Origin of the sequence: Streptomyces sp. NPDC020299 (genome assembly GCF_044387825.1) — a bacterium.
In the GTDB taxonomy this organism is placed as follows: Bacteria; Actinomycetota; Actinomycetes; order Streptomycetales; family Streptomycetaceae; genus Streptomyces.
The window spans coordinates 26,967-47,876 of sequence record NZ_JBIRWL010000019.1; the positions used below are offsets into that span (position 1 = coordinate 26,967).

The window sequence follows — 20,910 nt, forward strand, 5'->3', positions numbered from 1 at the left end:
GGCTCCGCACCGACAACGCCGGAGTTATCCACAGGCCCGCGCATACGGAAGGGCCCCGGCCTCCCCACGGAGAACCGGGGCCCCACGCATACGGTCAGCGCACGAACACACTCGCCTGGCTCGCCAGGTTCAGGAAGTACTGCGGCGCCACACCGAGCACCAGCGTCACCGCCACGCCCACTCCGATCGCCGCCATCGTCAGCGGGGACGGCACGGCGACCGTCGGGCCCTCCGGGCTGGGCTCGCTGAAGAACATGAGCACGATCACCCGGATGTAGAAGAACGCCGCGATCGCCGAGGAGATCACACCGATCACGACCAGCGGAACCGCACCGCCCTCCGCCGCCGCCTTGAAAACGGCGAACTTCCCGGCGAACCCGGAGGTCAGCGGGATGCCCGCGAAGGCCAGCAGGAACACCGCGAACACGGCCGCCACCAGCGGCGACCGGCGGCCCAGCCCCGCCCACTTGGACAGGTGCGTCGCCTCGCCGCCGGCATCGCGCACCAGGGTCACCACGGCGAAGGCGCCGATCGTCACGAACGAGTACGCGGCCAGGTAGAACAGAACGGACGAGACACCGTCCTTCGAGGTCGCGATGACACCCGCGAGGATGAATCCGGCGTGCGCGATGGACGAGTACGCCAGCAGTCGCTTGATGTCGGTCTGGGTGATCGCGACGATCGCACCGCCCAGCATGGTGATGATCGCGACGGCCCACATGACCGGCCGCCAGTCCCAGCGCATACCGGGCAGCACGACGTACAGCAGCCTCAGCAGCGCGCCGAAGGCCGCCACCTTGGTCGCCGCCGCCATGAATCCGGTCACCGGGGTCGGGGCGCCCTGGTAGACGTCGGGCGTCCACATGTGGAAGGGGATCGCACCGACCTTGAACAGCAGGCCCATCACCACCATCGCGGTGCCGATCAGCAGCAGCGAGTCGTTGCCCATGGTGTCGGCGAGCGCCGGGTTGACGTTGGTGACCGTGCCGTCGACGACCCGCGCGATCGTCGCGTAGGACACCGAGCCCGCGTAGCCGTACAGCAGCGCGATGCCGAACAGCGTGAACGCCGAGGCGAACGCGCCGAGCAGGAAGTACTTGACGGCGGACTCCTGCGACATCAGCCGCTTGCGGCGGGCGAGCGCGCACATCAGGTACAGCGGCAGCGAGAAGACCTCCAGGGCCACGAACAGCGTCAGCAGATCGTTGGCCGAGGGGAACACCAGCATCCCGGCGACCGCGAAGAGCAGCAGCGGGAAGACCTCGGTGGTGGTGAAGCCGGCTTTGACGGCTGCCTTCTCACTGTCGCTGCCCGGCACGGACGCGGCCTGCGCCGCGAAGGAGTCCACCCGGTTGCCGTGCGCCGCCGGGTCGAGCCGCCGCTCGGCGAAGGTGAACAGGCCGACCAGACCAGCCAGCAGGATCGTGCCCTGGAGGAACAGCGACGGCCCGTCGACCGCGATCGCGCCCATGGCCGCGATGTGCGCCTTGGTGGTGCCGTAGCCGTCGGCCGCGAGGGCGACGACCGCGGCGAAGGCGGCGGCCAGCGCGACCGCCGACACGAACACCTGGGCGTAGTAACGCGACTTGCGCGGGACGAACGCCTCGATCAGCACCCCGATGACCGCCGCACCGACGACGATCAGGGTCGGCGACAGCTGTCCGTATTCGATCTTCGGCGCGTCGATCTTCGAGATCGGGTCGGCCGCCGTTGTCCACAGGCTGTGGACGGCTGTTGCGCTCACTTGACCGCCTCCACCTGGGGCTTGGGGTCCTTCTTGTGTACGTCGGACATGGTCTGTTTGACCGCCGGGTTGACGATGTCCGTGACGGGCTTCGGGTAGACGCCCAGGAAGATCAGCAGCACGATCAGCGGGGCCACGACCACCAGCTCACGCACGCGAAGGTCGGGCATCGCGGAGACCTCCGGCTTCACCGGGCCCGTCATCGTCCGCTGGTACAGGACGAGGGTGTAGAGCGCGGCGAGGACGATGCCGAAGGTGGCGATGATCCCGATCACCGGATAGCGCGTGAACGTGCCGACCAGCACCAGGAACTCACTCACGAAGGGCGCGAGCCCCGGCAGCGAGAGGGTGGCCAGACCGCCGATCAGGAACGTGCCGGCGAGCACCGGGGCGACCTTCTGCACCCCGCCGTAGTCCGCGATGAGCCGCGAGCCGCGCCGGGAGATCAGGAAGCCCGCGACCAGCATCAGCGCGGCCGTGGAGATGCCGTGGTTGACCATGTAAAGCGTCGCCCCGGACTGGCCCTGGCTGGTCATCGCGAAGATGCCCATGATGATGAAGCCGAAGTGCGAGATCGACGCGTAGGCCACCAGCCGCTTGATGTCCCGCTGGCCGACCGCGAGCAGCGCCCCGTAGACGATGCTGATCAACGCCAGTACGAGGATGGCGGGCGTGGCCCACTTGCTCGCCTCCGGGAACAGCTGGAGGCAGAAGCGGAGCATCGCGAAGGTGCCCACCTTGTCGACCACCGCCGTGATGAGCACGGCGACCGGGGCGGTGGCCTCTCCCATGGCGTTGGGCAGCCAGGTGTGCAGCGGCCACAGGGGCGCCTTCACCGCGAAGGCGAAGAAGAAGCCCAGGAACAGCCAGCGTTCCGTGTCGGTCGCCATGTGCAGCGAGCCGTTGGCGCGCGCCTGCGCGATCTCCGTGAGCGAGAAGCTCCCGGCGACCACGTACAGGCCGATCACCGCGGCCAGCATGATCAGACCGCCGACCAGGTTGTAGAGCAGGAACTTCACCGCAGCGTACGACCGCTGCGTCGACGCCACCTCTTCGCCGTGCTGGTGGGCACGGTCCCCGAAGCCGCCGATGAGGAAGTACATCGGGATCAGCATGGCTTCGAAGAAGATGTAGAAGACGAAGACGTCGGTGGCCTCGAAGGAGATGACCACCATCGCCTCGACGGCCAGGATCAGCGCGAAGAAGCCCTGGGTGGGCCGCCAGCGGCGGCTTCCGGTCTCCAGCGGGTCGGCGTCGTGCCACCCCGCGAGGACGATGAACGGGATCAGCAGGGCGGTCAGCGCGACGAGCGCCACCCCGATGCCGTCCACACCGAGCTCGTACCTGACCCCGAAGTCCGGGATCCAGGCGTGGGACTCCGTGAGCTGGTAGCGCGCGCCGTCCGGGTCGAAGCGGACCAGGACGACGACGGCCAGGACGAGCGTGGCGAGCGAGAACAGCAGCGCGAGCCACTTGGCTGCGGTGCGCCGCGCGGCCGGTACGGCGGCCGTGGCGACCGCTCCGACGGCCGGGAGCGCCGCCGTCGCTGTCAGCAGAGGAAAGGACATCGGTATCAGACCGCCCTCATCAGCAGGGTCGCGGCGACCAGGAGTGCCGCGCCGCCGAACATCGAGACCGCGTACGAGCGCACGAAGCCGTTCTGGAGCCGGCGCAGCCGTCCGGACAGACCCCCGAACGAGGCCGCGGTGCCGTTGACGACCCCGTCGACCAGGGTGTGGTCGACGTACACCAGCGAGCGCGTGAGGTGCTCGCCACCACGGACCAGGACGACGTGGTTGAAGTCGTCCTGGAGCAGGTCGCGCCGGGCGGCCCGGGTGAGCAGCGACCCGCGCGGGGCGACGGCCGGGACGGGCTTGCGACCGTACTGGGCGTACGCGAGGCCGACGCCGATGATCAGGCACACCATGGTCGCGCCGGTGACCGCGCCGGCGCTGAGGGGCGAGTCGCCCTCACTGTGACCGGTGACCGGCTCCAGCCACTTCAGGAAGCGGTCGCCGATGCTGAACAGACCGCCCGCGGCGACCGAGCCCACGGCCAGCACGATCATCGGGATCGTCATGACCTTCGGGGACTCGTGCGGGTGCGGTTCGTGGCCGTTCTCATCGGGCTGCCAGCGCTTCTCACCGAAGAACGTCATCAGCATCACGCGCGTCATGTAGAACGCGGTGATGGCCGCGCCCAGCAGAGCCGCGCCGCCGAGGATCCAGCCCTCGGTGCCGCCCTTGGCGAAGGCCGCCTCGATGATCTTGTCCTTGGAGAAGAAGCCGGACAGTCCCGGGAAGCCGATGATGGCGAGGTAGCCGAGGCCGAAGGTGGCGAAGGTGACCGGCATGTACGTGCGCAGGCCGCCGTACTTGCGCATGTCGACCTCGTCGTTCATGCCGTGCATGACCGAACCGGCACCGAGGAACAGCCCGGCCTTGAAGAAGCCGTGCGTCACCAGGTGCATGATCGCGAAGACGTAGCCGATCGGGCCGAGGCCCGCGGCCAGCACCATGTAGCCGATCTGCGACATGGTCGAGCCGGCCAGCGCCTTCTTGATGTCGTCCTTCGCGCAACCGACGATCGCACCGAACAGGAGCGTGACCGCGCCGACCACGGTGACCACGAGCTGCGCGTCGGGCGCGGCGTTGAAGATGGCCGCGGACCGGACGATCAGGTACACGCCCGCGGTCACCATCGTCGCCGCGTGGATGAGGGCCGAGACCGGGGTCGGGCCCTCCATCGCGTCCCCGAGCCAGGACTGCAGCGGCACCTGGGCTGACTTGCCGCAGGCGGCGAGCAGGAGCATCAGGGCGATGGCGGTGAGCCTGCCCTCGGAGGAGTCGCCGGCGTGGCTGAACACCGGCCCGAAGGCGAAGGACCCGAAGGTGGTGAACATCAGCATGATCGCGATCGACAGGCCCATGTCGCCGACGCGGTTGACCAGGAAGGCCTTCTTGGCGGCCGTGGCCGCGCTGGGCTTGTGCTGCCAGAAGCCGATCAGCAGGTAGGAGGCGAGACCGACGCCCTCCCAGCCGACGTACAGCAGCAGGTAGTTGTCGGCGAGGACCAGCAGCAGCATCGCCGCGAGGAACAGGTTCAGGTAGCCGAAGAAGCGGCGGCGCCGCTCGTCGTGCTCCATGTACCCGACCGAGTACAGGTGGATCAGCGAGCCGACGCCGGTGATCAGCAGCACGAACGTCATCGACAGCTGGTCGAGGCGGAACGTGACGTCCGCCTGGAAGCTGCCCACGGAGATCCACGTCCACAGGTGCTGGGTGAGCGTGCGGTGTTCGGCGTCCTTGCCCAGCAGGTCGGCGAAGAGGATCACGCCGAACACGAAGGAGGTCGTCGACAGGAGCGTGCCGACCCAGTGGCCGACGGCGTCGAGGCGCCGGCCGCCGACCAGCAGGACGGCCGCTCCGAGCAGGGGCGCCGCGATCAGCAGCGCGATCAGGTTCTCCACGATTCTCCCGACCCCTTACAGCTTCATCAGGCTGGCGTCGTCGACCGAGGCCGAGTGGCGGGCCCGGAACAGCGACACGATGATCGCCAGACCGACGACGACCTCGGCGGCGGCCACGACCATCGTGAAGAAGGCGATGATCTGGCCGTCGAGGTTGCCGTGCATCCGGGAGAAGACGACGAACGCGAGATTGCAGGCGTTGAGCATCAGCTCGATGCACATGAACACGACGATCGCGTTCCGCCTGATGAGCACGCCGGTCGCGCCGATCGTGAACAGCAGCGCCGCGAGATACAGATAGTTGACGGGGTTCACTTCTGCGCCTCCTCGGCCCGCTTGAGGTTCGCCGGCTCGATCGTCGTGCGCTCCAGGCGCTCCTCCGCGCGCTGCTCCAGGGCCCGCAGGTCGTTGAGGGCCTCCGTCGACACGTCACGGATCTGGCCGCGTTCGCGCAGCGTCTTGCTGACCGTGAGCTCCGACGGCGTGCCGTCGGGCAGCAGGCCCGCGATGTCGACGGCGTTGTGCCGGGCGTACACACCGGGCGCGGGCAGCGGCGGCACGTGCTTGCCCTCGCGGACGCGCTGTTCGGACAGCTCGCGCTGCGTCTTGGCGCGCTCGGTGCGCTCGCGGTGGGTGAGGACCATGGCGCCGACGACGGCCGTGATGAGCAGGGCGCCGGTGATTTCGAAGGCGAAGACGTACTTGGTGAAGATGAGGGCCGCCAGGCCCTCCACGTTGCCGTTCGCGTTCGCCTGTCCGGTGCCCTCGAACTCCTTCAGGGAGGCGTTCCCGATGCCGCCGAGCAGCAGGACGCCGAAGCCCACCCCGCACAGGAGGGCCAGCCAGCGCTGGCCCTTGATGGTCTCCTTCAGCGAGTCCGCGGCCGTGACGCCGACGAGCATCACCACGAACAGGAACAGCATCATGATCGCGCCGGTGTAGACGACGATCTGCACGATGCCCAGGAAGTAGGCGCCGTTGGCGAGGTAGAACACCGCCAGGACGATCATGGTTCCGGCGAGACAGAGCGCGCTGTGCACGGCCTTCTTCATGAAGACGGTGCACAGGGCGCCGATCACGGCGACGGTGCCGAGGACCCAGAACTGGAAGGCCTCTCCGGTGGAGGTGGAGTAGGCGGCGAGCTGCGCGGTCATCGGCCGATCACCTTCTTCGAGGCGGGTTCGTCCGCACCGAAGGTCGAAGCGGCCTCCTGCGGCACCTCGCCCTTGGAGTGGGCCACCTGCGGCACGGTGCCGGGCGCGGCCTCGGTCACCAGGCCCCGGTAGTAGTCCTGCTCGTCCATGCCCGGGTAGATGGCGTGGGGGGAGTCGACCATGCCCTCCTCGAGTCCGGCGAGCAGCTGCTCCTTGGTGTAGATGAGGTTGGCGCGGCTGCTGTCGGCCAGCTCGAACTCGTTGGTCATCGTGAGCGCGCGCGTGGGGCACGCCTCGATGCACAGGCCGCACAGGATGCAGCGGGCGTAGTTGATCTGGTACACGCGGCCGTACCGCTCGCCCGGCGAGTAGCGCTCCTCGTCGGTGTTGTCGGCGCCCTCGACGTAGATGGCGTCGGCGGGGCAGGCCCAGGCGCACAGCTCGCAGCCGACGCATTTCTCCAGGCCGTCCGGATGGCGGTTGAGCTGGTGCCGTCCGTGGAACCGCGGAGCCGTGGTCTTCTTCTGCTCCGGGTACTGCTCGGTCAGCCGCTTCTTGAACATGGCCTTGAAGGTCACGCCGAAGCCGGCCACGGGGTTCTGGAAGCCAGGCTTCGCCTGCCCGGCCTCCTGAGGCTCCTCAGCCATCGGACGCCTCCTTTCCATCCGAAGATCCGTCACTGACAGTGTCCGCTCCACCACTGACAATCAGCTCCCGCTCGCGGCGTGAGCGACGCCGGGGCACCGGCGGCAGCTCCTGTCCGGGCAGCGGCGGCACGGGGAATCCACCGGCCATCGGGTCGAACGCGGCCGGCTGGGCGGCGGACGGCTCGGCCTTCTCGGCCTTGTCGCGGAACATGTCGGCGACGAAGGACAGCAGGAGCAGCGCCAGGACGGCGCCGCCGACGTAGAGGGCGATGTCGGCGAAGTCGTAGTTCTCGTTCCTGAGGGTCCGCACGGTCGCGACGAGCATCAGCCACGTCACGGAGACCGGGATGAGGACCTTCCAGCCGAGCTTCATCAGCTGGTCGTAGCGGACACGCGGGAGCGTGCCGCGCAGCCAGATGAAGAAGAACAGCAGCAGCTGGACCTTGATCACGAACCAGAGCAGCGGCCACCAGCCGTGGTTCGCGCCCTCCCAGAAGGTGCTGATCGGCCAGGGGGCGCGCCAGCCGCCGAGGAACAGGGTGGTCGACACGGCCGAGACCGTCACCATGTTGACGTACTCGGCGAGCATGAACATCGCGAACTTGATCGACGAGTACTCGGTGTTGAAGCCGCCGACCAGGTCGCCCTCGGACTCCGGCATGTCGAAGGGGGCGCGGTTGGTCTCGCCCACCATGGTGACGATGTAGAGGATGAAGGAGACCGGCAGCAGCAGGATGTACCAGCGGTCGTGCTGCTGCTCGACGATCGTCGACGTCGACATCGACCCCGAGTAGAGGAACACGGAGGCGAACGCCGCACCCATGGCGATCTCGTAGGAGATCATCTGCGCACAGGAGCGCAGGGCGCCGAGGAGCGGATACGTGGATCCGGAACTCCAACCCGCCAGCACGATGCCGTAGATGCCGACCGAGGCGACCGCGAGGACGTAGAGCATCGCGATCGGCAGGTCGGTGAGCTGCATCGTGGTGCGCTGCCCGAAGATCGAGATCTCGTTGCCGGCCGGTCCGAACGGGATCACCGCGATCGCCATGAAGGCCGGGATGGCCGCGACGATCGGTGCGAGGACGTACACCACCTTGTCCGCGCGCTTGACGATGACGTCTTCCTTGAGCATCAGCTTGATGCCGTCGGCCAGCGACTGGAGCATGCCCCAGGGGCCGTGCCGGTTGGGGCCGATGCGCAGCTGCATCCAGGCGACGACCTTGCGCTCCCAGACGATGGAGAACAGCACGGTCACCATCAGGAAGGCGAAGCAGAAGACGGCCTTGACGACGACCAGCCACCAGGGGTCGCGGCCGAACATCGAGAGGTCTTCAGCGGCGAGGTACGGGCTCATGCCTCCACCTCCTTGGGGGCCTCTTCGGCGAGTGCCGCCGGGCCGATGCGGACGAGGGAGCCGGGCTGTGCCCCGGTGTCGGAGGCGACGCCGCCGCCTACGGAGTTCAGCGGGAGCCAGACCACCCGGTCGGGCATCTCCGTGATCTGGAGCGGGAGTTCCACGACCCCGGCGGGGCCGGTCACCGCGAGGAGGTCGCCTTCCGTGAGGCCCGCCTCGGCGGCCGTCGCGGCGGACACGCGCGCGCGTGCCGCGTGCCGGGTTCCGGCGAGCGCCTCGTCGCCCTCCTGGAGCACGCCCTGGTCGAGCAGCAGCCGGTGGCCGGCGAGCACCGCCTCCCCGGCGGCCGGACGCGGCAGCGCACTCGCCGTCTCAAGCGGCCCGGAGGCCCGCGGCCCGTCCCAGGCGCCGAGCCGGTCCAGTTCCGCGCGTGCGGTCCGCAGATCCGGCAGGCCCAGGTGTACGTCCATGGCGTCGGCCAGCATCTGCAGCACCCGCGCGTCGGCCGGTGCCAGGCGGCGGGTCATCTGGTCGGGCTTGAGCGCGGCCTCGAAGGAACGGCCCCTGCCCTCCCAGTTGAGGAAGGTGCCCCCCTTCTCGGCGACCGCCGCGACCGGCAGGACGACGTCGGCGCGTTCGGTGACCTCGCTGGGCCGCAGCTCCAGCGACACCACGAAACCGGCCTCTTGCAGCGCCGCACGCGCGCGTGCCGGATCCGGCATGTCGGCGACCTCCACGCCCGCGACCAGCAGGGCCTGGAGCTCACCGCTCGCGGCGGCCTCGATGATCTGGCCGGTGTCGCGGCCGTAGCGGTGCGGGAGTTCGGCCAGCCCCCAGGCCGCGGCGACTTCGTCACGCGCGCGCGGGTCTGTCGCCGGACGCCCGCCCGGCAGCAGCGACGGCAGCGCGCCCGCCTCGATCGCGCCGCGCTCCCCGGCCCGCCGCGGAATCCACACCAGCCCCGCTCCGGTCGCGGACGCGGCGCGTACGGCGGCGGTGAGGCCACCGGCGACCGAGGCCAGCCGCTCACCGACGACGATCACCGCGCCCTCGGTGCGCAGCGCCTCGCCGGCCAGGGCCCCGGCGTCCTCGAGGCCGACACCGCTCGCGAGTGCGTCCAGCCATTCGGTCTCGGTACCGGGAGCGGCCGGGAGCAGTGTGCCGCCCGCCTTCTCCAGTCCGCGCGTGGCGTGCGTGGCCAGCGAGAACACCCGCTGCTTGCGCTTGCGCCAGGCCTTGCGCAGCCGCAGGAAGACGCCGGGTGCCTCCTCCTCCGACTCGAACCCCACCAGCAGGACGGCGGGCGCCTTCTCGAGAGCGGTGTACGTGACGCCCGTACCGTCGAGGTCACGGCCGTGCCCGGCCACCCGGGCCGCCAGGAAGTCGGCCTCCTCGCCGCTGTGCACGCGCGCGCGGAAGTCGATGTCGTTGGTGTCGAGGGCCACGCGCGCGAACTTGCTGTAGGCGTAGGCGTCCTCGACGGTGAGGCGTCCGCCGGTGAGAACGCCGGTCCTGCCGCGCGAGGCCAGCAGGCCCTGGGCGGCGATCTGCAACGCCTCCGGCCAGGAGGCCGGTTCGAGCTCGCCCTCGGCGTTGCGCACCAGCGGCGTGTCGAGCCGGTCCTTCGTCTGCGCGTACCGGAACGCGAAGCGGCCCTTGTCGCAGATCCACTCCTCGTTGACCTCGGGGTCGTCGGCGGCGAGCCGCCGCATGACCTTGCCGCGCCGGTGGTCGGTACGGGTCGCGCAGCCGCCCGAGCAGTGCTCGCAGACGGACGGCGACGAGATCAGGTCGAAGGGGCGGGAACGGAATCGGTAGGCCGCCGAGGTGAGCGCGCCGACCGGGCAGATCTGGATGGTGTTGCCGGAGAAGTACGACTCGAACGGGTCGCCCTCACCGGTGCCGACCTGCTGGAGCGCGCCCCGCTCGAGCAGTTCGATCATCGGGTCGCCGGCGACCTGGTTGGAGAACCGGGTGCAGCGGGCGCACAGCACGCACCGTTCGCGGTCGAGCAGTACCTGTGTGGAGATCGGGACCGGCTTCTCGTACGTCCGCTTCTTCCCGCCGAAGCGGGACTCGGCGTTGCCGTGCGACATCGCCTGGTTCTGCAGCGGGCACTCGCCGCCCTTGTCGCAGACCGGGCAGTCCAGCGGGTGGTTGATGAGCAGCAGCTCCATCACACCGTGCTGGGCCTTCTCGGCGGCCGGTGAGGTGAGGTGGGTCTTCACCACCATCCCGTCCGTGCAGGTGATCGTGCAGGAGGCCATGGGCTTGCGCTGGCCCTCGACCTCGACGATGCACTGGCGGCAGGCGCCGGCCGGGTCGAGCAGGGGGTGGTCGCAGAAGCGGGGGATCTCGATGCCGAGCTGTTCGGCGGCCCGGATGACCAGGGTGCCCTTGGGCACGCTGATCTCGACGCCGTCGATCGTCAGCGTGACGAGGTCCTCCGGCGGGACCGCCGCCGTTCCCCCGGAGGAGGGGGAACTCGTGGTCACGGTCATGCGTTCACCTCCGGGCGGTCCGCCCAGGCCGTCGACTTGGCCGGGTCGAAGGGGCAGCCCCGGCCCGTGATGTGCTGCTCGTACTCCTCGCGGAAGTACTTGAGCGAGGAGAAGATCGGCGAAGCCGCTCCGTCGCCGAGGGCGCAGAAGGACTTGCCGTTGATGTTGTCGGCGATGTCGGCGAGCTTGTCGAGGTCGGACGTGACGCCCTTGCCGGCCTCGATGTCCCGCAGCAACTGCACCAGCCAGTACGTGCCTTCGCGGCAGGGCGTGCACTTGCCGCAGGACTCGTGGGCGTAGAACTCGGTCCAGCGGGTGACGGCGCGCACGACGCAGGTGGTCTCGTCGAAGCACTGCAGTGCTTTGGTGCCGAGCATGGACCCCGCGGCGCCCACTCCTTCGTAGTCGAGCGGGACGTCGAGGTGCTCGTCGGTGAACATCGGTGTCGAGGAGCCGCCGGGCGTCCAGAACTTCAGCCGGTGCCCGGGGCGCATCCCGCCGCTCATGTCGAGGAGCTGGCGGAGTGTGACGCCGAGCGGGGCCTCGTACTGGCCGGGGCTGGCGACATGGCCGCTGAGCGAGTAGAGCGTGAAGCCCGGGGACTTCTCGCTGCCCATCGACCTGAACCATTCCTTGCCGTTTTTCAGGATGGCGGGAACCGACGCGATCGACTCGACGTTGTTCACAACAGTCGGGCACGCGTAGAGGCCCTCGACAGCAGGGAAGGGGGGACGGAGCCGCGGTTGACCACGGCGGCCTTCGAGCGAGTCGAGCAGTGCGGTCTCCTCACCGCAGATGTACGCGCCGGCGCCGGCGTGCACGGTGAGCTGGAGGTCGAGTCCGCTGCCCAGGATGTTCTCGCCGAGGTAGCCCGCCGCGTGGGCCTCGCGCACGGCCTCGTGCAACCGCCGCAGAACGGGGACGACTTCACCACGCAGATAGATGAAGGCATGCGAAGACCTGATGGCATAGCAGGCGATGACGATGCCCTCGATGAGGCTATGCGGGTTGGCGAAGAGGAGCGGGATGTCCTTGCAGGTCCCGGGCTCCGACTCGTCGGCGTTGACAACTAGATAGTGCGGTTTTCCATCACCCTGCGGAATGAACTGCCACTTCATTCCCGTCGGGAACCCCGCGCCGCCTCGCCCGCGCAGACCGGACTCCTTGACGTACGCGATCAGGTCGTCCGGTGACATGGCGAGTGCCTTGCGGAGCCCCTCGTACCCCTCGTGCCTCCGGTAGACGTCCAGCGTCCAGGACCTGTCCTCGTCCCAGAAGGCCGACAGCACGGGTGCGAGCAGCTTCTCGGGGCTGGTGTCCTTGAGTTCGGCGGCCACGCTCATCACTCACCCTCCTCGGCGGTAGGCCCTGCCGGGTGGGACAGGTCCGAGGCCGACGTCTCCTGCGGCGCGTCATGCGAACTGAGGTGTTCGGCCGGCGACGGCTCGTGCACCGCCCGGTCCTGCGGTTCGTCGTGCGGTCCGCCGTCCCGCGGATGCACCACCCGCGCGGGTGCGGTCTCTCCCCTCGCCAGGCGAAGGCCCACCAGCGAAGCGGGTCCCGCGCTGCCGCTCTCCTCGACGGCCCCTGGCCGCTCGTCGGGGAAGCCCGCCAGGATCCGGGCGGTCTCCTTGAAGGTGCACAGGCGTGCCCCGCGCGTGGGCTCGACGGGCCGTCCCGCGCGGAGGTCGTCGACCAGGCGTGCGGCGCTGGCCGGGGTCTGGTTGTCGAAGAACTCCCAGTTCACCATGACGACCGGCGCGAAGTCGCAGGCCGCGTTGCACTCGATGTGCTCCAGGGTGATCTTGCCGTCGCCGGTGGTCTCGCCGTTCCCGACGCCGAGGTGCTCCTGGAGTTCCTCGAAGATCGCGTCGCCGCCCATCACCGCGCACAGGGTGTTGGTGCAGACGCCGACCTGGTAGTCACCGGACGGCTTGCGCCGGTACATGGTGTAGAAGGTGGCGACCGCGGTGACCTCGGCCGTGGTCAGGTCCAGCATGTCCGCGCAGAACCGCATCCCGGTGCGCGTGACATGGCCCTCCTCCGACTGCACCAGGTGCAGCAGCGGCAGCAGGGCCGATCGGGAGTCGGGGTAGCGGGCGATGATCTCGCGCGCGTCCGTCTCCAGCCGGGCTCGGACGTCGTCCGGGTAGCCGGGCGCCGGCAGCTCGGGCATGCCGAGGCTGACGCCCCGCTCCGAAGAAGAGGTGGTCACCGGTCGACGCCTCCCATCACGGGGTCGATGGACGCGACGGCGACGATGACGTCGGCGACCTGGCCGCCCTCGCACATCGCCGCCATGGCCTGCAGGTTGGTGAAGGACGGGTCGCGGAAGTGGACCCGGTAGGGGCGGGTGCCGCCGTCGGACACGGCGTGCACCCCGAGCTCGCCCTTGGGTGACTCGACCGCCGCGTACGCCTGTCCCGGCGGGACGCGGAAGCCCTCCGTGACCAGCTTGAAGTGGTGGATCAGGGCCTCCATGGAGGTGCCCATGATCTTCTTGATGTGGTCGAGGGAGTTGCCGAGTCCGTCCGGTCCGAGGGCGAGCTGGGCGGGCCAGGCGATCTTCTTGTCGGCGACCATGACCGGGCCGGGCTGCAGCCGGTCCAGGCACTGCTCGACGATCCCGAGCGACTGGCGCATCTCCTCCAGGCGGATCAGGAAGCGGCCGTAGGAGTCGCAGGAGTCCGCGGTCGGGACCTCGAAGTCGTACGTCTCGTAGTCGCAGTACGGCTGTGTCTTGCGCAGGTCGTGCGGCAGTCCGGCGGAGCGCAGGATCGGGCCGGTGGCGCCGAGGGCCATGCAGCCGGCCAGGTCGAGATAGCCGACGTCCTGCATACGGGCCTTGAAGATGGGGTTCCCGGTGGCGAGCTTGTCGTACTCCGGGAGGTTCTTCTTCATCTTCTTCACGAACTCGCGGATGTGGTCCACCGCGCCGGGCGGCAGGTCCTGCGCGAGTCCGCCGGGGCGGATGTACGCGTGGTTCATCCTGAGGCCCGTGATGAGCTCGTAGATGTCGAGAATCATTTCACGATCACGGAATCCGTAGATCATGATCGTGGTGGCGCCGAGTTCCATGCCGCCGGTGGCGATGCACACCAGGTGGGAGGAGAGCCGGTTCAGCTCCATCAGGAGCACCCGGATGATCTTGGCCCGCTCGGTGATCTGGTCCTCGATGCCGAGGAGTTTCTCGACGGCGAGGCAGTAGGCGGTCTCGTTGAAGAAGGACGTCAGGTAGTCCATGCGCGTCACGAACGTGGTGCCCTGCGTCCAGGTCCGGTACTCGAGGTTCTTCTCGATGCCGGTGTGGAGGTAGCCGATGCCGCAGCGGGCCTCGGTGACCGTCTCGCCCTCGATCTCCAGGATGAGGCGGAGCACCCCGTGGGTGGAGGGGTGCTGGGGGCCCATGTTGACGACGATGCGCTCGTCGTCGGCACGGGCGGCGGACTGGACGATCTCGTCCCAGTCGCCACCGGTGACCGTGTAGACGGTGCCCTCGGTGGTCTCGCGTGCCGAGGCGGACGCGGCTGCTGACTGCGTGCTCACGAGTACGACCTCCGCTGGTCCGGAGCCGGAATCTGGGCGCCCTTGTACTCGACGGGGATGCCGCCGAGGGGGTAGTCCTTGCGCTGCGGGTGGCCCTGCCAGTCGTCCGGCATCATGATCCGCGTCAGGGCCGGGTGGCCGTCGAAGACGATCCCGAAGAAGTCGTAGGTCTCGCGCTCGTGCCAGTCGTTGGTCGGGTAGACGGAGACCAGCGACGGGATGCGCGGATCGTCGTCGGGGGCGCTGACCTCGAGGCGGAGCAGCCGGTTGTGGGTGATCGAGCGCAGGTGGTAGACGGCGTGCAGCTCGCGGCCCTTGTCGTGCGGGTAGTGGACGCCGCTGACGCCGGTGCACAGCTCGAAGCGCAGGGCCGGGTCGTCGCGCAGGGTCTTCGCGACGCGCAGCAGGTGCTCGCGCTCGATGTGGAAGGTGAGCTCGCCGCGGTCGACGACCGTCCTCTCGATCGCGTTGTCGGGCAGCAGGCCCTGTTCCTCCAGCGCGCCCTCGAGTTCGTCGGCAACCTCGTCGAACCAACCGCCGTAGGGCCGGGTCGCCGGGCCCGGGAGCCGGACCGAGCGGACCAGACCGCCGTAGCCGGAGGTGTCGCCGCCGTTGTTGGCGCCGAACATGCCGCGCTGGACGCGGATCTCCTCGCCGCCCTGGCCGCGGCGGCCGGGGAGGTTGGAGGCGGCGAGGTCCTTCTCGGGGTTCACCCCGTTCGCGGACCCGTTCACGCCGTTGGTGCCGTTCACGTCGCTCACCGCAGCAGCCCCTTCATCTCGATCGTGGGCAGGGCCTTGAGCGCCGCCTCCTCCGCCTCGCGGGCCGCCTCCTCGGCGTTCACGCCGAGCTTGGAGGACTGGATCTTCTGGTGGAGCTTGAGGATCGCGTCCATCAGCATCTCGGGGCGGGGCGGGCAGCCGGGCAGATAGATGTCCACCGGGACGATGTGGTCGACGCCCTGGACGATCGCGTAGTTGTTGAACATGCCGCCGGAGGAGGCGCAGACGCCCATGGAGATCACCCACTTCGGGTTGGGCATCTGGTCGTAGACCTGCCTGAGCACCGGCGCCATCTTCTGGCTGACCCGGCCCGCGACGATCATCAGGTCCGCCTGGCGCGGTGAGCCGCGGAAGACCTCCATGCCGAAGCGCGCCAGGTCGTAGCGGCCGGCTCCGGTGGTCATCATCTCGATGGCGCAGCAGGCGAGGCCGAACGTGGCGGGGAAGACGGACGCCTTGCGCACCCAGCCCGCGGCCTGCTCGACGGTGGTGAGCAGGAAACCGCTCGGCAGCTTTTCTTCGAGTCCCATGTCCTAAAGGCCCCTCAGTCCCATTCCAGGCCGCCGCGCCGCCACACGTACGCGTAGGCGACGAAGACGGTGAGCACGAAGAGCAGCATCTCCACGAGCCCGAAAACACCCAGGGCGTCGAAGGTGACGGCCCAGGGGTAGAGGAAGACGATCTCGATGTCGAAGACGATGAAGAGCATCGCCGTCAGGTAGTACTTGATGGGGAAGCGCCCGCCGCCGGCCGGCGTGGGTGTCGGCTCGATACCGCACTCGTAGGCCTCGAGCTTGGCGCGGTTGTACCGCTTCGGACCGATCAGCGTGGCCATGACCACGGAGAAGATCGCAAAGCCTGCCCCGAGGGCTCCCAGTACGAGGATGGGCGCATACGCGTTCACCGCTCCTCGCTCCTCTCAGTCGGCACTGACTGCTGGCGGTTGCGTCGGACCATCCGCCTCACCGGTCCCACGAACCCCGCTCGTCCCGGGCGAAGATCGAGAACATGTGAAGCAGGTCACAAGCCCGACTGCCTCGCATCTTATGCCCGTCACTCTGTGATCTGCGACACGGCGTATTACCCAAGCTTTGTGATCTCCGCCACCTGACGAACGATCATGAAGTCGGATGAGCAGTGATCTTCACACCGGAAGCGTCCGAGTGATCACCAGAGGTGACATTTTCGCTCGTCACCGCAGGCCGGAGGGTGCGTCTCAATATCAAGAGACTTCCCTTGCATGCAAATTCGCGCTGGACGTCCCGCCCTGCTAGACGCTCGCGTTCACACATCGGAGGGAGGTGCGGTGCTGGATGTGGACGCGTGCACGCGTTCACGAAGTCCGTCGCGTGACATGGCTGTGATTCGGTCGTGATCTACGCGCGAGACGCGGCCCCACTGGTGACCGTTCCGTGACCTCCGCCACATTCATGAGAGGCGTCTGAGAACCGGGCTTGGCCACTGAACGCAACCGATGGTAGGCGGAGGGCAATTCGGACGTAATCATGAAAACCCATGATCAACGGCCTGATCGCCTGCGTCCGCAATGTCCGTTACGGCGTCAATAAGGAATGACACGCGAGGGTTTCAGGGGTCCCGTTGAGTAAATGTGGCGCAGCACACGTTTCTTGAAGATATGAAGGAGCCCCTGGTACCGCTTATCCCCATGTCCCACACCGCTCACATACGCAGCCACCGGAAACCCCGCCGCAGCGCGTCGAAAATCGCGATGCGGGCCGGAGTTGCCGGTGGCGTCCTCAGCACCCTGGCAGTGGCCGGGGCGTCCGGCGCGGCGAACGCCGCCGAGCCGGTGACGCAGACCCTCGAACTGCCCACGCTGACGGCCGACGTCGCCACCCAGGTCGCCCAGTCCGCGGATGCCACGCAGCAGGCCGCCGCGAACTACCAACTGCAGGCCGAGCGTGACGCGGCCGCCGCAAACGCCGCGAAGCAGGCCAAGTCGGACCTCGCGGACGCGAAGCAGAAGGCTGAGGCCAAGAAGAAGGCCGCGCAGGAGGCCGCCCGCAAGGAGGCCGCCGCCCGCGCCTCGCGCAACTCGGAGCGGACCACTCTCTCCGCCAAGGCGACCGTCAACACCTCGACGAGCACGTCCTCGTCCACGGCCACGGGTTCGGCCGCCGCCGTCGTCGCGTTCGTCAAGGCGCAGATCGGCAAGGCCTACGTCTCCGGTGCCACCGGTCCGTCCGCCTACGACTGCTCGGGCCTGGTGCAGACGGCGTTCAAGCAGGTCGGGATCAGCCTTCCGCGTGTCTCCCAGGACCAGTCGACGGCCGGCACCCAGGTGTCGCTGAGCAACCTTCAGCCGGGCGACATCCTGTACTGGGGCAGCGCGGGCAGCGCGTACCACGTGGCGGTGTACGTGGGCGACGGCATGTTCGTCGGCGCGCAGAACCCCTCCAGCGGCGTCGGGGAGCACCCGCTCTCGTACGACCCGCCGACCGGCGCCGTGCGGGTGCTCTGACAGCACCCCACCCCACGCGTGAAGGGCCGCAGCCGCTCGGGGGCAGCGGCCCTTCGGCGTCCCCCGCGATGCCCAGTCGTCCAACATGTCGGACATGTCGTCAACTGGATGCGGAACGGCCCGGCGGGAGGACGTGTCCACCCGCCGGGCCGTCAGGACGCTGCCGTCAGGACACTCACGCCTTCGGCGCCACCCGGCTCAGCCCGTTGATGATCCGGTCCATCGCGTCGCCGCCCGTCGGGTCGGTCAGGTTGGCGAGGAGCTTCAGGGTGAACTTCATCAGCATCGGGTGGGTCAGGCCGCGCTGGGCGGCGATCTGCATGACCTTCGGGTTGCCGATGAGCTTCACGAAGGCGCGGCCCAGCGTGTAGTAGCCGCCGTAGGTGTCCTTGAGGACGCGCGGGTAGCGCTGGAGGGCCAGTTCGCGCCCGCCGGGCGTGGACCGCGCGTGGGCCTGGACGATGACGTCGGCGGCGAGCTGGCCGGACTCCATGGCGTAGGCGATGCCCTCGCCGTTGAAGGGGTTCACCAGTCCGCCGGCGTCGCCGACCAGCAGCAGGCCCTTGGTGTAGTGCGGCTGGCGGTTGAAGGCCATCGGGAGGGCGGCGCCGCGGATCGGGCCGGTCATGTTCTCCGGCGTGTAGCCCCAGTCCTGCGGCATGGAGGCGCACCAGGCCTTCAGGACCTCGCGCCAGTCCAGCTCCTTGAAGGAGTCGGAGGTGTTGAGCACGCCCAGGCCGACGTTGCTCGTGCCGTCGCCCATGCCGAAGATCCAGCCGTAGCCGGGCAGCAGGCGGTCCTGGGGGCCTCGGCGGTCCCAGAGCTCCAGCCACGACTCCAGGTAGTCGTCCTCGTGGCGCGGCGAGGTGAAGTAGGTGCGGACCGCGACGCCCATCGGGCGGTCCTCACGGCGGTGCAGGCCCATCGCGAGGGACAGGCGGGTGGAGTTGCCGTCGGCGGCGACGACGAGCGGCGCGTGGAAGGCGACCTCGCGCTTGTCCTCGCCGAGTTTGGCGGTGACGCCGGTGATGCGGCCGGTGCGGTCGTCGACGATGGGGCCGGAGACGTTGCAGCGCTCGTACAGGCGCGCGCCGGCCTTCTGGGCCTGCCGGGCGAGCTGCTCGTCGAAGTCGTCGCGCTTGCGGACCAGTCCGTAGTCGGGGAAGGAGGCGAGATCAGGCCAGTCCAGCTGGAGGCGGGCGCCACCGCCGATGATGCGAAGGCCCTTGTTGCGCAGCCAGCCGGCCTCCTCGGAGATGTCGATGCCCATCGCGACGAGCTGCTTCACGGCGCGCGGGGTCAGGCCGTCGCCGCAGACCTTCTCCCGCGGGAACTCGGTCTTCTCCAGCAGGAGTACGTCGAGGCCGGACCTGGCGAGGTGGTACGCGGTGGTGGAGCCGGCTGGCCCCGCGCCCACGACGATCACATCGGCGGTGTTGTCGGAGAGGGGCTCGGTCACGGCGGGATCTCCCCAAGGTTCGTAATGTGCGTGCCGACCGGCACTGGACATGGGCAGTCTATTCAGCAGCATTGATCACTCGGCTGAAGGGCTGCCTCCGTGAACCGACCTCTCCCCGCGGTACGACTGCGCGTCCCCACTCACGAGGACGCGTTCGCCTGGCACCGGGCCTTCGACGACCCCGAGGTCATGGAGTTCTTCGGCGGCACGTCGGCGACCCTGTCGGTCTACGAGGAGCTCACCGCCCGTCAGCGCCGGCACGACGCCGAGCGGGGCTTCTGTCTGTGGTCCCTGCTCGGCGAGGAGGACGAGGTCATCGGTTTCACCGGTGCCCAGCCGTGGCCGCGGGAGTGGGGACCGAAGGGCGAGATAGAGATCGGCTGGCGGATCGGGCGGGCGCACTGGGGCAGGGGGTACGCCACCGCGGCGGCGCGCGAGACGCTCGACCGGGTGCGGGCGGCGGGCGTGCCGGAGGTGGTGGCCGTGATCAGCTCCGGCAACGAGCGTTCCGCCGCGGTGGCCCGCCGGCTGGGCATGGAGCCCGCCGAGACCTACACCCACCCGAGGCTGGACGTGCCCGCGCTCTGCTACCGGCTTGCTCTGACCTGAAATGACCAGAAAAGTCGCTACACAGCGTAGTCAACTGTCACAGAAAGACACCTGAAGCTTCCGGCTGCAGCGCGCGCAGGGTTACCCTTCCAGTACCACTGGGGGTGACATCTGTGCGTATAACACCCAAAACACCCGAAGTGCGCGTACCCCGTCTCGTCGGTCTGATGGCCGTCGACGCGCGCGAGACCGCCCAGGCCTGGGGGCTGTTCCTCAACGCCCCGGACCGGCCGGACTTCCCCCACACCGTCGTCGACTACGTCGTACGCCAGTACCCGCAGCCCGGGGCCGAGGTGCCCCGGGAGTCCATGGTGTACGTGTGGTTCGACTTCGGTGAGGGAGAGGGCGGTGGGGGCATGCGGGAGCCCCGTATCCCGAGACCGCCCCGGGGCGGGCTGCAACGCGAACTGGACGAGCCGGGCGATCCGTACGCCGTCGTCGGGTTCAGCTCTCCTTGAAACCCCGGTGCAGGGCGACCACGCCGCCCGTCAGGTTCCGCCACGCGACCCGGGACCAGCCCGCCTTGCGCAGCCGTTCGCCCAGCGCGGGCTGGTCGGGCCAGGCGCGGATGGACTCGGCGAGGTAGACGTAGGCGTCGGGGTTGGAGGAGACCGCCCGTGCGACCGGCGGCAGGGCGCGCATCAGGTACTCGGTGTAGACGGTGCGGAAGGGCGCCCACACCGGGTGCGAGAACTCGCAGATCACCACCCGTCCGCCGGGCCGGGTCACCCGGTACATCTCGCGCAGCGCCGCGTCCGTGTCCTGCACGTTGCGCAGGCCGAAGGAGATCGTGACGGCGTCGAAGGTGTCGTCCTTGAACGGCAGCCGCGTCGCGTCGCCGGCCGTGAAGGGCAGCCAGGAGTTGCGGCTCTTGCCCACCTGGAGCATGCCCAGGGAGAAGTCGCAGGGGACGACATAGGCGCCCGTCTGCGCGAACGGCAGCGACGAGGTGGCGGTCCCCGCGGCCAGGTCGAGGACCTTCTGCGCGGGGCGCGCGTCGACCGCCTTCGCGACCTCCTTGCGCCAGCGCCGGTCCTGCCCCAGGGACAGCACGTCGTTGGTCAGGTCGTACCGTTCCGCCACGTTGTCGAACATCGAGGCGACTTCGTGCGGCTGCTTGTCCAGGGATGCGCGGGTCACGGGCCCATTGTGGCAGCAGG

19 protein-coding genes are annotated in these 20,910 nt (G+C 69.0%); 3 read left to right on the top strand and 16 right to left on the bottom strand.

Annotated features, from left to right (window positions below):
- Positions 1 to 94: 94 nt before the first annotated feature.
- The 14 genes from nuoN to ACH45E_RS36290 are packed head-to-tail and all read right to left on the bottom strand — an operon-like array spanning position 95 to position 16,104.
- Complete coding sequence (gene nuoN, locus ACH45E_RS36225; protein ID WP_361449675.1) at positions 95 to 1,744, bottom strand: NADH-quinone oxidoreductase subunit NuoN; 1,650 nt, start codon at positions 1,742 to 1,744, stop codon at positions 95 to 97.
- On the bottom strand, positions 1,741 to 3,312 hold the full coding sequence (locus ACH45E_RS36230; protein ID WP_361449672.1) for an NADH-quinone oxidoreductase subunit M: 1,572 nt from the start codon (positions 3,310 to 3,312) through the stop codon (positions 1,741 to 1,743). The genes nuoN and ACH45E_RS36230 overlap by 4 nt, the downstream gene beginning before the upstream one ends.
- Positions 3,313 to 3,317: 5 nt before the next feature.
- A complete protein-coding gene (nuoL, locus tag ACH45E_RS36235; RefSeq protein ID WP_361449669.1) occupies positions 3,318 to 5,213 on the bottom strand; it encodes an NADH-quinone oxidoreductase subunit L in 1,896 nt (631 codons plus the stop codon).
- 15 nt (positions 5,214 to 5,228) lie between these two features.
- The gene (gene nuoK, locus ACH45E_RS36240; protein ID WP_361449666.1) at positions 5,229 to 5,528 is read right to left on the bottom strand and encodes an NADH-quinone oxidoreductase subunit NuoK; all 300 of its coding nucleotides are present in this window, start codon (positions 5,526 to 5,528) and stop codon (positions 5,229 to 5,231) included.
- On the bottom strand, positions 5,525 to 6,367 hold the full coding sequence (locus tag ACH45E_RS36245; RefSeq protein WP_361449663.1) for an NADH-quinone oxidoreductase subunit J: 843 nt from the start codon (positions 6,365 to 6,367) through the stop codon (positions 5,525 to 5,527). The genes nuoK and ACH45E_RS36245 overlap by 4 nt, the downstream gene beginning before the upstream one ends.
- Complete coding sequence (nuoI, locus tag ACH45E_RS36250) at positions 6,364 to 7,014, bottom strand: NADH-quinone oxidoreductase subunit NuoI (RefSeq protein WP_361449660.1); 651 nt, start codon at positions 7,012 to 7,014, stop codon at positions 6,364 to 6,366. The genes ACH45E_RS36245 and nuoI overlap by 4 nt, the downstream gene beginning before the upstream one ends.
- The gene (gene nuoH / locus ACH45E_RS36255; protein ID WP_361449657.1) at positions 7,007 to 8,371 is read right to left on the bottom strand and encodes an NADH-quinone oxidoreductase subunit NuoH; all 1,365 of its coding nucleotides are present in this window, start codon (positions 8,369 to 8,371) and stop codon (positions 7,007 to 7,009) included. The genes nuoI and nuoH overlap by 8 nt, the downstream gene beginning before the upstream one ends.
- Positions 8,368 to 10,872 (bottom strand): NADH-quinone oxidoreductase subunit G, encoded by a 2,505-nt coding sequence (locus ACH45E_RS36260; protein WP_361449654.1) that lies wholly within the window; start codon positions 10,870 to 10,872, stop codon positions 8,368 to 8,370. Before ACH45E_RS36260 ends, nuoH begins: the two co-directional genes overlap by 4 nt.
- Positions 10,869 to 12,218, bottom strand: a complete 1,350-nt coding sequence (gene nuoF / locus ACH45E_RS36265; protein ID WP_361449651.1) for an NADH-quinone oxidoreductase subunit NuoF — start codon at positions 12,216 to 12,218, stop codon at positions 10,869 to 10,871. The genes ACH45E_RS36260 and nuoF overlap by 4 nt, the downstream gene beginning before the upstream one ends.
- Positions 12,215 to 13,087 (bottom strand): NADH-quinone oxidoreductase subunit NuoE, encoded by an 873-nt coding sequence (gene nuoE / locus ACH45E_RS36270; RefSeq protein ID WP_361449649.1) that lies wholly within the window; start codon positions 13,085 to 13,087, stop codon positions 12,215 to 12,217. The genes nuoF and nuoE overlap by 4 nt, the downstream gene beginning before the upstream one ends.
- Positions 13,084 to 14,418, bottom strand: a complete 1,335-nt coding sequence (locus ACH45E_RS36275) for an NADH-quinone oxidoreductase subunit D (RefSeq protein WP_361449646.1) — start codon at positions 14,416 to 14,418, stop codon at positions 13,084 to 13,086. The genes nuoE and ACH45E_RS36275 overlap by 4 nt, the downstream gene beginning before the upstream one ends.
- Positions 14,415 to 15,179 (bottom strand): NADH-quinone oxidoreductase subunit C, encoded by a 765-nt coding sequence (locus ACH45E_RS36280; protein ID WP_361449643.1) that lies wholly within the window; start codon positions 15,177 to 15,179, stop codon positions 14,415 to 14,417. Before ACH45E_RS36280 ends, ACH45E_RS36275 begins: the two co-directional genes overlap by 4 nt.
- On the bottom strand, positions 15,176 to 15,730 hold the full coding sequence (locus ACH45E_RS36285; protein WP_007383964.1) for an NADH-quinone oxidoreductase subunit B family protein: 555 nt from the start codon (positions 15,728 to 15,730) through the stop codon (positions 15,176 to 15,178). The genes ACH45E_RS36280 and ACH45E_RS36285 overlap by 4 nt, the downstream gene beginning before the upstream one ends.
- A 14-nt stretch (positions 15,731 to 15,744) precedes the next feature.
- Complete coding sequence (locus tag ACH45E_RS36290) at positions 15,745 to 16,104, bottom strand: NADH-quinone oxidoreductase subunit A (RefSeq protein ID WP_007383963.1); 360 nt, start codon at positions 16,102 to 16,104, stop codon at positions 15,745 to 15,747.
- Between the two features lie 762 nt (positions 16,105 to 16,866).
- On the opposite strand from ACH45E_RS36290, the gene ACH45E_RS36295 reads away from it, so the two are divergent.
- The gene (locus ACH45E_RS36295; protein WP_361449639.1) at positions 16,867 to 17,682 is read left to right on the top strand and encodes a C40 family peptidase; all 816 of its coding nucleotides are present in this window, start codon (positions 16,867 to 16,869) and stop codon (positions 17,680 to 17,682) included.
- 175 nt (positions 17,683 to 17,857) lie between these two features.
- Here the strand turns inward: ACH45E_RS36295 and ACH45E_RS36300 are convergent, their stop codons facing one another.
- Positions 17,858 to 19,192, bottom strand: a complete 1,335-nt coding sequence (locus ACH45E_RS36300) for a geranylgeranyl reductase family protein (protein WP_361449637.1) — start codon at positions 19,190 to 19,192, stop codon at positions 17,858 to 17,860.
- A gap of 48 nt (positions 19,193 to 19,240) precedes the next feature.
- Here ACH45E_RS36300 and ACH45E_RS36305 point away from each other — a divergent pair, with 48 nt between their 5' ends.
- Complete coding sequence (locus tag ACH45E_RS36305) at positions 19,241 to 19,750, top strand: GNAT family N-acetyltransferase (protein ID WP_361449634.1); 510 nt, start codon at positions 19,241 to 19,243, stop codon at positions 19,748 to 19,750.
- Between the two features lie 140 nt (positions 19,751 to 19,890).
- Entirely contained in the window at positions 19,891 to 20,208 is a 318-nt protein-coding gene (locus tag ACH45E_RS36310) for a PASTA domain-containing protein (protein WP_361449631.1), read from the top strand.
- On the opposite strand, the gene ACH45E_RS36315 is transcribed toward ACH45E_RS36310, so the two are convergent.
- Positions 20,195 to 20,890 carry a demethylmenaquinone methyltransferase gene (locus tag ACH45E_RS36315; RefSeq protein WP_361449629.1) on the bottom strand — a complete coding sequence of 232 codons (696 nt, stop codon included), beginning with the start codon at positions 20,888 to 20,890 and terminating at the stop codon, positions 20,195 to 20,197. The genes ACH45E_RS36310 and ACH45E_RS36315 overlap by 14 nt on opposite strands.
- Positions 20,891 to 20,910 lie beyond the last annotated feature (20 nt).